Source organism: Saccharopolyspora sp. NPDC002578, from assembly GCF_053592695.1.
On the sequence record NZ_JBSFWJ010000007.1, the window covers coordinates 1 to 12,925 of the forward strand.

12 protein-coding genes are annotated in these 12,925 nt (G+C 71.1%); 5 read left to right on the forward strand and 7 right to left on the reverse strand.

The genetic code is table 11. From position 1 onward, the window contains the following. Positions 1–118: 118 nt before the first annotated feature. From moeZ to ACWD38_RS05595, 3 genes are all read right to left on the reverse strand, one after another. Complete coding sequence (moeZ, locus tag ACWD38_RS05585) at positions 119–1,303, reverse strand: adenylyltransferase/sulfurtransferase MoeZ (RefSeq protein ID WP_184477033.1); 1,185 nt, start codon at positions 1,301–1,303, stop codon at positions 119–121. 201 nt (positions 1,304–1,504) lie between these two features. After that, a complete protein-coding gene (locus ACWD38_RS05590; RefSeq protein WP_184477031.1) occupies positions 1,505–2,551 on the reverse strand; it encodes a DUF3152 domain-containing protein in 1,047 nt (348 codons plus the stop codon). Between the two features lie 96 nt (positions 2,552–2,647). Beyond that, positions 2,648–3,655, reverse strand: coding sequence for an alpha/beta fold hydrolase (locus ACWD38_RS05595; protein WP_450123441.1), 1,008 nt, complete (start codon positions 3,653–3,655; stop codon positions 2,648–2,650). A gap of 129 nt (positions 3,656–3,784) precedes the next feature. On the opposite strand from ACWD38_RS05595, the gene ACWD38_RS05600 reads away from it, so the two are divergent. Beyond that, complete coding sequence (locus ACWD38_RS05600) at positions 3,785–4,405, forward strand: TetR/AcrR family transcriptional regulator (RefSeq protein WP_184477029.1); 621 nt, start codon at positions 3,785–3,787, stop codon at positions 4,403–4,405. 272 nt (positions 4,406–4,677) lie between these two features. On the opposite strand, the gene ACWD38_RS05605 is transcribed toward ACWD38_RS05600, so the two are convergent. Continuing rightward, positions 4,678–5,577 (reverse strand): alpha/beta fold hydrolase, encoded by a 900-nt coding sequence (locus ACWD38_RS05605; protein WP_184477027.1) that lies wholly within the window; start codon positions 5,575–5,577, stop codon positions 4,678–4,680. Positions 5,578–5,609: 32 nt separating this feature from the next. Beyond that, on the reverse strand, positions 5,610–6,509 hold the full coding sequence (locus ACWD38_RS05610; protein ID WP_184477026.1) for an AurF N-oxygenase family protein: 900 nt from the start codon (positions 6,507–6,509) through the stop codon (positions 5,610–5,612). A gap of 83 nt (positions 6,510–6,592) precedes the next feature. Here ACWD38_RS05610 and ACWD38_RS05615 point away from each other — a divergent pair, with 83 nt between their 5' ends. Both ACWD38_RS05615 and ACWD38_RS05620 read left to right on the forward strand, forming a co-directional pair. After that, positions 6,593–7,360 carry a TetR/AcrR family transcriptional regulator gene (locus tag ACWD38_RS05615; RefSeq protein ID WP_343071189.1) on the forward strand — a complete coding sequence of 256 codons (768 nt, stop codon included), beginning with the start codon at positions 6,593–6,595 and terminating at the stop codon, positions 7,358–7,360. Between the two features lie 17 nt (positions 7,361–7,377). Continuing rightward, entirely contained in the window at positions 7,378–7,698 is a 321-nt protein-coding gene (locus ACWD38_RS05620; RefSeq protein WP_184477022.1) for a DUF4873 domain-containing protein, read from the forward strand. 276 nt (positions 7,699–7,974) lie between these two features. Here the strand turns inward: ACWD38_RS05620 and ACWD38_RS05625 are convergent, their stop codons facing one another. Next, positions 7,975–8,202, reverse strand: coding sequence for a DUF3107 family protein (locus ACWD38_RS05625; RefSeq protein ID WP_184477020.1), 228 nt, complete (start codon positions 8,200–8,202; stop codon positions 7,975–7,977). 107 nt (positions 8,203–8,309) lie between these two features. Then, positions 8,310–8,990 carry a ferritin-like fold-containing protein gene (locus tag ACWD38_RS05630; protein ID WP_184477018.1) on the reverse strand — a complete coding sequence of 227 codons (681 nt, stop codon included), beginning with the start codon at positions 8,988–8,990 and terminating at the stop codon, positions 8,310–8,312. 660 nt (positions 8,991–9,650) lie between these two features. Here ACWD38_RS05630 and ACWD38_RS05635 point away from each other — a divergent pair. Beyond that, the gene (locus tag ACWD38_RS05635) at positions 9,651–11,255 is read left to right on the forward strand and encodes a DEAD/DEAH box helicase (RefSeq protein ID WP_450123442.1); all 1,605 of its coding nucleotides are present in this window, start codon (positions 9,651–9,653) and stop codon (positions 11,253–11,255) included. Positions 11,256–11,453: 198 nt separating this feature from the next. Beyond that, positions 11,454–12,890, forward strand: a complete 1,437-nt coding sequence (locus ACWD38_RS05640; protein ID WP_450123443.1) for an Rv3212 family protein — start codon at positions 11,454–11,456, stop codon at positions 12,888–12,890. Positions 12,891–12,925 lie beyond the last annotated feature (35 nt).

Consider the following 12,925-nt stretch of genomic DNA (forward strand, 5'->3'; position numbering starts at 1 on the left):
TGTCTTCTCGCGAGGACAGCTTTTTCCCTCGTGGCGGAGCCACTTGGGAAAAAGATCCCGCAGCGAGAAGACACCTGAGGTTCCGCCACCCGACCACCCGAGCAAAAAGACCGGACGATCAGTAAGTAGGCAGGCTGGTGTCGACTTCGTTGGCCCATCCGAGGACTCCGCCGCCGACGTGCACGGCGTCGGAGAATCCGGCCTTGTGCAGCGCCGCGAGGGCCTCGGCGGAGCGTCCGCCGGACTTGCAGTGCAGCACGATCTGCCGGTCCTGCGGCAGTTCCGCGAGCGCCTCGCCGGAGAGGATGCGGTCCTTCGGGATCAGCGTGGAGCCGTCGATCTTGACGATCTCGTACTCGTGCGGCTCCCGGACGTCGATCAGCTGGAACTTGTCGCCCCGGTCGAACTTGTCCTTGAGCTCGCGCGGCGTGATCGTGCTGTTCACGGCCGCCTGCTGCGCGTCGTCGGAGACGACGCCGCAGAACGCCTCGTAGTCGATCAGCTCGGTGATCTTGTCCGCGTTCGGGTCCTTGCGGATCTTGACCGTCCGGTAGCTCATCTCCAGCGCGTCGTAGATCATCAGCCTGCCGACGAGGGTCTCCCCGATGCCGGTGATGAGCTTGACCGCCTCGGTGACCATGATCGAACCGATGGAGGCGCACAGGATGCCCAGCACGCCGCCTTCGGCGCAGGACGGCACCATCCCGGGCGGCGGCGGCTCGGGGTACAGGTCCCGGTAGTTCGGGCCCTTCTCCTCCCAGAACACGCTGACCTGGCCTTCGAAGCGGAAGATCGAGCCCCACACGTAGGGCTTGCCCGCCAGCACCGCGGCGTCGTTGACCAGGTACCGGGTGGCGAAGTTGTCCGTGCCGTCCAGGATCAGGTCGTAGTCGGCGAAGATGCCCAGCGCGTTGTCCGAGGACAGGTACGTCTGGTGCAGGTTGACCTTGACGAACGGGTTGATCTCGGCGATCGAGTCGCGCGCCGACTCCGCCTTCGGCCTGCCCAGGTCGGACTGGCCGTGGATGACCTGGCGGTGCAGGTTCGACTCGTCGACGGCGTCGAACTCGACGATGCCGATCGTGCCGACACCGGCCGCGGCCAGGTACAGCAGTGCCGGGCTGCCGAGGCCACCGGCACCGATCACCAGGACCTTCGCGTTCTTCAGCCGCTTCTGCCCGTCCATCCCGACATCCGGGATGATCAGGTGGCGGCTGTAGCGCGCGACCTCTTCCTTGGTCAACTCCGCCGCCGGCTCAACGAGCGGCGGGAGCGTCGTTGCCTGGGCTGAATCGCCGGACATCTCCCAGCTCCTCCTCAGTGGTCCTCACCTCGCCGTTCTCCGCTTCCGCGGAGGCGACGAGCGTCCGCGCCCGGAATCGGTGGAACCGAACCGGCGCGAAAGGTGCAACGCCAGAGTGGCGGATCGTCTTCCCGCCTCCCAAATTACTCCCACGATCCGGGAACGGAGTGGCCGCGCGCACGTTTCCGCGGGCCGGGGAGATCAGCGGCCGCTGCCGCCGACGGGGAACGGCCACGCGTTGTACTTGCAGACGTAGCCGTCGGCGGGGATCTCCGTGCCCTGCGGCACGGCCTTGTTCAGCTCGTGCAGCTCGTTGTTCGCGGTGCTGAACGTCTGCTGCATCATCACCGGCGCCAGGCCGCCCTGCTGCCCGCACGGCACGTGCCCGTTGCCGAAGACGTGGCCCACCTCGTGGTTGATCGCGTAGCGCCGGTAGGTGCCGATGTCGCCTTCGAACGCGACCGCGCCGCGCACCCAGCGGGCCGCGTTGATGTAGACCCGGTCGGAGATGCGGCACGAGGTGTCGAACGGCAGCCCGCTGCCGTAGCCGCAGATCTCCCTGGCCGTGTTCTGGCTGACCAGCGTCACCCGGAAGTCCGGGGAGGCCGAGCCGTCGACCCGCTGCAGCGCGATGTCGCCCGCCTCCGGGTTCGTCCAGCTGCGCGGGTCGGCGAGGGTCTGCTGGGTGAGCCTGCCGAAGGAGTCGTTGCCCTCTTCCAGCCGCACGCCGACTTCGACCTCGACCGTGTAGCGGTACAGGTCGCCGCCGGTGCCGACCTTCGGCGAGGCACCGGGCAGCACGTCGAAGGTGCGCCCGCCGACCTCCGGGACGGGCGAGCCCGGCGGGAGTTCGGCGGAGAACATGTCCGCGTCGTAGGTCTGCCCCGGCGGAGCCTCGGTGACCACCGGCGCCTCGGGCACGTTCGGCGCTTGCAGGTGCGTTCCCGGCCCGGCCTCACCGAGCTGCTCGGACCCCGGGTCCACGGACTCGAACACGGCCAGCGCGGTGACCACGACCAGCAGCGGGACGGCGTAGATCCGCCACCCGTACAGCGACCAGGCGCCGCGCCGTTCGCGCCGCGGGCGCTCCGGCTCGTCGATGTCGTAGTCGCGCTCGTCGAACGGGCGCCAGGACGCCGCGAGCGGCTCGTCCGGGCGCGGTCGGCGCCGCGCGTGCGGTGCGGCTCCGTCCGCCGCATCCGAGTGGCCGGGGGTGGCGTCACGGGATCGTCTCGGAGGGCGCGGCACGGTACAAGCGTGCCATAGCGCGATCGTGGGCAGCGAGGCTGTGGCCTGCGATGTCCGGTACACCCGACAAAGATCACCCGATTCGGCTCTCGGTGATCACCAACGGTCGACTTCGACCTCCCGGAGCATCCCGATCACGGCCGCCGCGACCACCCGCGGATGCTCCAGTTGCGCTACGTGGCCGGTGCGCGGCAGCACCAGGAGTCGTCCGCGCCGCAGTTCCCGCGCGGTCCGCGGCGCCTTCCGGACGCTCACCACGCGATCTTGCGCGCCCCACACGACGAGGCCGGGCGCCGCCACCTCCGGCAGCAGGTTCCACGGGGAACGCCACGGCGGCGACAGCCAGGACCACATCAGTCCGGTCGTGGTGCGCCCGAGCGCCGCCTCGGCCCAGGCGAAGTCCGCCCGTTCCCGGAACTCCTCGACGACCAGCCGCAGCCGGTCGTCCGGCACCGCCGCCGGGTCGGCGAAGCACAGCTCCAGCAGCTTCCGGGCGCGCTCGCCCGGCGGCACCGCCGCGAGCCGCCGCCGCACCGCGGGCCCGAGCAGCGGCAACCAGGCCAGCGGGATGCGCGGATCGGACAGCCGCCGCGGATCGGGCCGCAGGTCCGGCATCGCCGGGGAGATCAGCGTCAGCGACGACACCAGGTCCGGGCGGCGCGCCGCGATGAGCACGGCCACCGCACCGCCGAACGAGTTCCCGAACAGGTGCACCGCGCCCGTCCGCGACTCCTCCAGCAGCCCGATCACGACGTGCGCGTGCTGCTCGCAGCTGTAGTCGAACCAGTCCGGCGGTTCGGACAGCCCGAACCCCGGCAGGTCCACGGCGATCCCGCGCAGGTGCGGCGCGAGCGATGCCGCGAGGTCCGTCCAGTTCGTGGCGGAACCCGCGAGCCCGTGCAGGTACACCGCGATCCCGTCCTCGGAGCCGGGCGTGTCCCGGACGTGCACGGTCGCCGGGCCGAATCCCGTGATCAGCGGCACCTGCCGACCGGGCGCGGGGACGCCGGAGAGGTGGGTCTCGACGGCGTCGGCGGGCATCGGAACCCTGGTCAGCTCGCCGCTCGACCGCGATGCGTCGAGGCGACGTGTTCTCGTCCGCATGCCCCCAGCATGCCCCGGGAGGGCGACGAACCGCCGGATGTGGTCGAGACCGAGTTTACCGGCGAGTAAGGTTGTGCTTCCCCGGCTGGAGCGCCCAGCAGGTGTCACGGAAGGACGGGTGGGGCAGGCATGACGGAGACCGCGCAGCCGAGCAGAGGCGTTCGGCTGCCCCGCGACGCCCGCCGAGCACAGCTGCTCACGGCGGCTCAGCACGTGTTCGTGACCAACGGCTACCACGCGGCGGCGATGGACGACATCGCCGAGCACGCCGGGGTCAGCAAACCCGTCCTCTACCAGCACTTCCCCGGCAAGCTCGAGCTGTACCTGGCGCTGGTGGAGATGCACGGCGGCGAGCTGGTGCGCCGCGTCCGGGAGGCCATCGAGACCACCCCGGACAACAAGCAGCGGGTGCGCGCCGCGGTCGGCGCGCTGTTCGAGTTCGTCGACGGGGAGGGCCAGGCCTTCCGGCTGGTCTTCGAATCGGACCTGCGGGGCGAACCGGCCGTCGACCAGGCCGTGGACGGCGCGCTGTCGGATTGCGTGGACGCGGTCGCGGAGGCCGTCACCGCCGACGCCGGCCTCGACTCGGAACGCGCGCGGCTGCTGGCGTTCGGCCTGGTCGGGCTGAGCCAGGTCACCGCGCGCTACTGGCTGGACGAGACGGAGTCGGTGCAGCGCGACGAGGCGATCAGCCTCATCTCCACCTTGGCGTGGAAGGGCCTGGCGGGCTTCCCGCTGCAGAACGGCTGACCACCGAAAGACGACGAAGGCCGAGCCGCGATCTCCACACGGCTCGGCCTCCTAGCACCTGCCCCGGTGCAAACCTCTTCTTGTCAGCGGCGAAGCCGCTGAGCAGCGACCACCATGCCCACCGGCACCGCCGCGGGTTCTCAGCGCCCTTCTCGCGAGGACGGCTTTTTCCCTCGTGGCGGAGCCACTTGGGAAAAAGATCCCGCAGCGAGAAGAGCGCTGAGGTTCCGCCACCCGACCCCAACGCAGAACGCGGGAGCGAAGGCAGGCACTCAACTCCGGTCTGCGGCTCCGACCAGTTCGGTGATGCGGTCTGCGACCTCGTCGGTGCGCTCCATCGGCAGCATGTGCCCGGCGCCCGAGTACACCAGCAGCCGCGCGTGCGGCAGCGCGTCGGCGATGCGCCGGGAGTGCGGCAGCGGGCAGAGCCGGTCCGCGGAGCCCGCGAGCACCACCACCGGGATCGATCGCAGCGCGGCGAGCGCGTGCGCGCGATCGTGCTCGGCCAGCGACTTGCGGAAGCCCGCCAGGTTCGACGGGTTGCAGGCCGCGACCCAGTCCGCGCTGTCGGCGACGTCCTGCCGCTCGGCGCCCGCGCCGAACAGCAGCCACCGCATGCCCGGTCGCAGCGGGCGGGAGTTCCTGCTCAGCCGCTTGCCGGCGGACTTGGCGAGCACGCCGCGCACGCCGAGTTCGGCGCGGTGCGCGACGGAGGCGATCGGCGCGGGCAACCCCAGCGTGGGCGCGGCCAGGTCGCCGCTGGAGGTCGCGACGAGCGCCGCCCCGGCGATCCGCGCGGCGAACAGCTCCGGGTGCCGCTCGGCCAGCGCCATGATCGTCATGCCGCCCATGGAGTGGCCGGCGAGCACGATCGGCCCGGTGGGCACCCGCTGCGCGATGAGTTCGGCGACGTCGTCGGCGCAGCGTTCGATGGTGGCCGATCCGGCGGGCGCGGCCTCCGATTCCCCGTGCCCGCGCAGGTCGAAGCGCACGACGCGCACGTTCGACTCGCTGAGCACGGCGTCGACGACCCGGTCCCAGGTGTGCGTGGTGAGCGTCCAGCCGTGCACGAGCAGCAACGTGGTGGGGGCGTCGGCCGGGCCGTGCTCCCACACGCGCAGCCGCACGCCGTCGCCGGTGGTGAGGGTGTCGGTGTCCAGGGTGCTCGTCATCGCGGTGCGGGTTTCCTGTTCTGGAGTAGTGGTCAGCGGATCAGGAAGGACTTGCGCCAGAAGGTCATGCCGGGCTTGCCGATGAGCCCCGCCTCGTCCAGGAAGCTCATGATCTTCTCGCCGCCCCAGTGCAGGGTGTCCTGGAAGTGCGGGTTCGCCCAGGCGGCGGCGTGCGCGTCCCTCGGCCGCAGGCCGACGGACTTGTACACCCTGGGGTTGATCAGGCTGAAGCAGATCCCGTAGGACACCAGCGCCGTCCAGTACTGGTGCCAGGCGCGTTCGGCGGCGTTGCACTTCTCCATCCGCCGGATGACCTCTTCGCGGGCGAAGGTGACGTGCCGTGCTTCTTCCAGCACGTGGATGCGGTTGACCATGCGAACCAGCGGCTGCACGGTCTCGTCGTTCATCTGGTCGCGCTGGAACCGGTCCAGGATCTCCTCGGCCACCAGGATCGACGCGTACGCGGAGGGGCCTTTCAGGATCGCGGGCAGCACCCGGCCGCCGTGGCGCAGCAGCGGCACCGGGCCGTAGGCGGGCGCTCCGACGCGCCGAACAGCCTTGCCGAACATGGTGGAGTGCCTGCACTCGTCGGCGATCTCGGTCAGCGCGTAGTGCGCGTGCTCGGAGCGCGGGTCGGAGTCGTAGAACTCCTTGAGCAGCATCTGCATCAGCAGGACTTCGAACCAGAGCCCGTTCGAGGCGATGCTGGCGAACTCGTGCTTGGTCAGCTCGACGCGCTGCGCGTGGTCCAGCCGGTCCCACATTCGGGTGCCGTAGAGGCTGCTGCGGTGGAACGGGATGTAGGGCGCGTCGTCGAGCAGCGGCGCGTTCCAGTCGATGTCGACGTCGGGGTCGTAGCTGTTCTTCGCGGACGACTTCAGCAGCCGGGCCGCTGTCTTCTCCCGATCGTTCACCTGCAAGGTCCTGACCATGACGGCGCTCCCCTTCGACCTCCGCGCGGCTCCGGCGCCCCGCGTATTGCATGTTACTTCGAGTAACAGCTACCTTGGGTAGCGTGAGCCACCGCACTCGACCTGTCAAGGTCGTCCCCTCGTCGCCCCCACCGGAACGCGGCGACGCCCGCCGGGAGCGCTGGCGCGAGCACCGCCAAGCTCGCCGCGCCGAGTTCGTCGAAGCCACCGTCCGCGCCATCGGCGAGCACGGCGCCGACGTCGGCATGGACGAGATCGCCGCCGAGGCCGGCGTCAGCAAACCCGTGCTCTACCGGCACTTCCACGACAAGAGCGACCTGTACGTGGCCGTCGGCGAATGGGGCTCCGACCTGCTGATGCAGCGGCTGGCGCCCGAGATCGCCGCCGACGGCAGCCCGAACGAACGCATCCGGCGGATGCTCGACGCCTACCTCGGCGTCCTCGAGCAGTACCCCGACCTCTACCGGTTCGTCGTGCGGCGCACCTTCGCCGACAAACCGGTGCGCGACGACCCCGTCACCGCGGAGAAGACGGAGATCGCGAACTCGCTGTCCCGGCTGCTCGGCGAATACCTGCGCGCGCTGGGGCTGGACTCCGGCGGCGTCGAGCCGTGGTCGCACGGGCTGGTCGGCATGGTGCAGGCCAGCGGCGACTGGTGGCTGGAACGGCAGTCGATGAGCAAGGACAACCTCACCGACTACCTGACCCGGATCATCTGGCACGCCCTCGACGGCGTGCTGCGCTCCGGCGGCATCGTGGTCGACCCCGACGAACCGCTGGAGCTGAGCACCGGCCTGCGGCTGATCAGCGAGCACCACGGCGAACCGAGCACCGACGTCGGCGAGAGCTGACCGCGGAAGGGAGAAGCATGTCCGACGTGCGCGAATCGACGACCGCCACCGATCAGGAGCACGGCCCCGAGGAGGAGTACGAAGGCGAGGCCGTGCTGTTCACCGAGGACCACGAGGTCGCGGTGGACGTGGTGCTGCGCGGGCACTTCCAGCCCATCGACGGCCGCTTCCACTGGTACGGCCGGATCTCCGCGCACGACGGCGTCGCGGAGCTGGCCGGGGGGCGCAAGACCGACGTGGTGCTGCGCACGACGCGCGGCCAGGCGGTGGGCACGCTGACCGACCCGGACCCGTGGCAGCGCTACCGGATCACCGGCCTCGGCCGCCCACCGTTCTGAGGAGCCCTTCCAGAATGACCTGCTTAGCGGGTCGCTCAGCGGAACCTCAGCGGCTTCCTCGCTGCGGGATCGATTTCTCATGTATGTCCATACACAGCGAAATCGCTGTCCTCGCGAGGAAGCCGCTGAGAACCCGCCGGTGGTCGTCTTGCGTGCGTGGTCACTGCTCAGCGGCTGCGCCGCTGACAAGACACTGATCAGAAGATCGTTCTGCAAGGTCCCTGAAGACGACGATGCCCCCGGCCGGAGAGCTCCGGCCGGGGGCATCGCGGTAGATCACTGAACGCCGAAGCCGACCCGCGGGGACTCCGAGGGACCGATCTCGACGTAGGCCACCTTGGCGGCGGGCACCAGGTAGCGCCGGTCCTTCTCGTCGGTCAGCGACAGCACCCCGTCGGTGGTCTTCAGCGCGTCGGCGACCAGCGACTCGACCTCGGCCGAGGACTGACCGCTGGCCACGACGAGCTCGCGCGGGCTGTCCACGACGCCGATCTTGACCTCCACGCTTGACCTCCGTAATTCGCAACCGATGCGTACGCCCGAGAGGTTATCCCAGCTCCCGCCGAACCCGCCTTCGCCGTGGGCGAACACGTCGGGGGTGGCACCCCCGATCAGCCCAGGCCGAGGCGGGCCATCCGCTTCGTGTGGTTGTTCTGGAGGCGGCGGAACAGGGCGACGATGCCGGTGAGATCACCGGAACCGGTGATGATCAGCTCGGAGAGGGCGTCGCGTTCGGCGACGACGCGCTGGGCCTGGGTGACCGCCTCGCCGAGCAGCCGCCGGCCCCACAGGGTCAGCTTGTCACGCAGCGAGCGGTCGTCGGCGATGGCGGCCAGCACCTCGCGCTCGGCGAACGCGGAATGCCCCGTGTCGGCGAGCACGTTGAGCACCAGGTCGCGGGTCGAGTCGTCGAGCCACTCGGCGACCTCGCGGTAGAAGTCCGCCGCGAGCCCGTCACCGACGTAAGCCTTGACCAGCGACTCCAGCCAGGAGTGCGGCGCGGTGGAGGCGTTGAACGCGTCGAACGGCTCCGCGAACGGGGCCATCACCTCGTCCACCGCCACTCCCCGGCCGGCGAGCGCGTCGTCGAGCAGGCGGTAGTGCCCGATCTCGGCGGCGGCCATGCTGGCCAGCGCGGCCCGGCCGGACAGGGTGGGGGCGGTGCGCGCGTCCTCGGCGAGCCGGTCGAAAGCGGAGAGTTCGCCGTAGGCGAGCGCGGCCAGCAGGTCCACGACCCCCTCGGCGTAGGTGGAATCGGCGGATCCGGCTGCGGAGGGGTCGAGCTCGCTCATACCGGCAGCCTAAGGGGTCCCCGAGCGCGCGAGCGGGACCACCGCAGACCTGCCGCGCACCGCCGCCGTCGGCTCCGCGCGCGCCCGACACGCGCGGAGCGCGGGGACCGCGGCGGCACGGGACCCGCCCCCGACGCTGGTCGTGCGGGCCGTTTCACGAAGCTCATCGCACATTGCCGACCTAGATCCGGTGTGGACCAGGTATCCTGGCGGACGCAGAAGCCATGAGGCATCAGGCAACCGGCAGTGGACCCCTCTCCCCGCGCGGGCCCGACGGGCTCGAAGCGGGCCACGGTCCCACCCCGTGAGCGGCCGGTCGCCCAGGGTCCGTGCGGGAGGCCCGGGCGTGGGCGCAACCTGTGCCCGGCTACCAGGCGCGGGCGACGGCGTGAGCCTCGCCACGATGCCGACCGAACCAGCAGCGGGATTTCCGCTGATCGAACAGGGGCGCGCGACCATCGCATCGGTGACCACGAGCATGCGGCACGCGAACAACGCGGCCGGACGCGGCTCAGACCGCGGCCAACATGCCGGAGGGCGTCACCGCGAGATCGGCCGAGAATCGGCCGCAGCGCGCCGGTACTGAGAGAGGCGATCACTCTGACCCTCAGCAATGAGCGGGCCCCCGAGGCCCCCGCGACAACGGACAGAACCGAGGACGTGCACGCGATCGAGCACAGCGAGAGCGGCGCCCCCTCCGTGGAGGAAGCGCCGCCGCTGCACGCGGAGAGCACCGTCCCGAACACCCCGACCTTCGCCGAGCTCGACGTGCACGAGGAGATCGTGCGCGCGCTGGGCGAGGCGGGCATCGAGCACACCTTCGCGATCCAGGAGCTCACGCTGCCGCTCGCGCTGCGCGGCGAGGACCTGATCGGGCAGGCCCGCACCGGCACCGGGAAGACGCTGGGATTCGGCGTGCCCCTGCTGCAGCGACTGCAGGTGCCCGGTGACGGCACTCCGCAGGCGCTCGTCGTCGTGCCGACCCGCGAGCTGTGCGTGCAGGTCGCCCGCGACCTCACCGACGCCGGCAAGCACCTGGGCATCCGCACCCTCGCGGTGTACGGCGGGCGGCCCTACGAGCAGCAGATCGACGCGCTCAAGCAGGGCGTCGACCTGGTCATCGGCACCCCCGGCCGGTTGCTGGACCTGGCCGAGCAGCAGCACCTGATCCTCGGCAAGGTCCGCGGACTGGTGCTGGACGAGGCCGACGAGATGCTCGACCTGGGCTTCCTCCCGGACATCGAGCGGATCCTGAACATGGTCCCCGAGCAGCGGCAGACGATGCTGTTCTCCGCGACCATGCCGGGGCCGATCATCACCCTGGCCCGCACGTTCCTGAACCAGCCCACGCACATCCGCGCCGAGGAAGCCGACGCGAACGCGATCCACGAGCGCACCAAGCAGTTCGTCTACCGCGCGCACGCGATGGACAAGTCGGAGCTGCTGGCGCGGGCGCTGCAGGCCCAGGACCGCGGGCTCACGATGATCTTCACGCGAACCAAGCGGACCGCGCAGAAGCTCTCCGACGAGCTGGCCGAGCGCGGTTTCGCCGCCGCGTCGGTGCACGGCGACCTCGGTCAGGGCGCCCGCGAGCAGGCGCTGCGCGCGTTCCGCTCCGGCAAGGTCGACACCCTGGTCGCGACGGACGTCGCCGCCCGCGGCATCGACGTCTCCGGCGTGACGCACGTGGTGAACCTGCAGTGCCCGGACGACGAGAAGACCTACGTGCACCGCATCGGCCGCACCGGTCGCGCGGGGCGCGAGGGCGTCGCGATCACCCTCGTCGACTGGGACGAGGAAACCCGCTGGAAGATGATCAGCGACACCCTCGACCTGGGCAAGCCGGAGCCGGTGGAGACCTACTCCACGTCCAAGCACCTCTACGAGGACTTGAACATCCCCGCGGACGCGACCGGCCGGTTGCCGCTGTCGAAGCGCACCCGCGCCGGCCTGGGCGCCGAGGTGGACGAGGACGCGAAGCGCTCCTCCTCGTCGCGCAAGCCGCGTCGCCGCACCCGCGGCAACGGCGGTGGCGAGCAGTCCACCGGTGAGCCCGCGGGCGACACCCGTCCCGGTGGCCGCACGCGGCAGCGCAGGCGCACCCGCGGTGGTGTGGGCGCGGACAGCGGCGCGAAGCCCGCGGAGTCGGCTCCGCAGGGCGAAGGCGCCGGTGACTCGGCGGAAGCTCCCCGCAAGCGGCGGCGCAGGCGTCGCGGCGGCGGTGGCGGTTCCGGCTCCGGTGGCGGCGAATCGACCGCCGACTGAGGTAGGACGAGCGGCGGGCGGCCCGAGGACCGGGCGGCCCGTTGGCCGTGCCGGGGTGGCTAGGCTCGGTGGCCGGGAGGCACCGGGCCCGAGCTCCGACCGAGCACGGGCGAGTCCACCGCGGCTCGCGCCGCACCGATCAGCAACCGAGGGCCCGGCCGACGCCGGAAGACCAACGAACGCCCAACGAGGAGTGCAGTGGTACGGCCGGAACGGCGGACGCGGTCCGACTTCGTCGCGGTGGCCCTGATCCTGGTGGCGGTGGTGTCGGCCGCCGCCGTCATCTGGTGGCGCAGCGATGCACGCGCGACGTTGTCCGAGCCCGCCTCCGAGCAACCTCCCGTGGCGTCCGCACCCGCCGGAGCACCCACCTCCGTCCACGAGCTGTGGCGGGCGCCCAGCCCGGCCACGCCGGTTCCGGTGGTCGCCGACTCGACCGTGGTGACCGGCGACGGCGGAACGGTCCTGGGCCACGATCCGGAAACCGGCCGGGAGCACTGGCGCTACTCCCGCGACCTCCCGCTGTGCACGGTCGGCGGCGAGTGGGACCGCGCGGTGGCCGTGTACCGCAAAGCGGCGAACTGCAGCGAGATCAGCTCGTTGCGCGGCGGTACCGGCGTGCGCGGACCGGCCCGCAACTCCGACACCCAGTTCGGCACCCGGTTGCTCAGCGACGGCAAGTACCTGACCGCGACCGGTGATCGGGTGCTGGAGAGTTGGCGCTCCGACCTGGTGCGCACCCAGCAGTACGGGATCATGCCCGCGTTGAAGAACGCCGGGAACAACCTTCGCCGACCGGACTGCACCTACAACTCGACGGCGGTCGGCAGCGAACGGGTCGCGGTGATCGAGGACTGCCCCAGCGACCCGACCAAGCGCCTCAGCGTGCTCAAGACCAAGCCCGAGGACGACGAGGAACCGGAAGAGGTCACCACCGCGGTGCTCAACGGTTCCGAAGCGGCCGCGGTGGCGGTGTCCACCAAGCAGACCGTGGTCTACCTGCGCGATCGCGGTTCGCTCGTGGTGTACGCGAACGCCACCGGCGGGGTCGAGGCGGAGTACCCGCTGCCCGCCGAGGGGACCCGGGTCCCCGACGCCGGTGTGGAGGCGGTCGCCCCGGACCGGGTCTGGACGGTCAATTTGCGTCCCGTCCCCGAACCCGAGCAGCAGCGCGCCGCGCGTTCGATCGCCGCCGCGCTGCACCGGTTCGATCCGACGATCACCGAGCAGAGCGTGCGGCACGGGCTCGCCACCGCCGGGCCGGACCGGCCGTTCCGGGTGGCCGTCCTCGACGACGAGCAGTACCAGCAGGTCAAGGACAAGGTCGGCGACATCGCCGGGGCCACCTTCGGCGGCCTGCTGTACTGGCACAACGGCGCCACCACCGTGGCGCTGGACGCCGCCACCTTCGCTCCGCGGTGGACCGTTCCCGGCGCGCTCGGCCCCGGGACGCTGTTCGGCGGCGAGCTGCTGGTCCCCGTTCCCGAAGGCATTGCCGTCGTGGACCGCTTCACCGGAGCGCGCCAGCGGGTGATCCCGGTGGACCGGCAGGGCTACGACGGCCCGATCAGCATGGACTCCGCGGGCCCCGCCCTGCTCGAACAACGAGGCGCGACGCTGGTGGCGCTGGGCTGAGGCCCGGTGCTCGAACTCCGCTCAGCCGTCGGCGG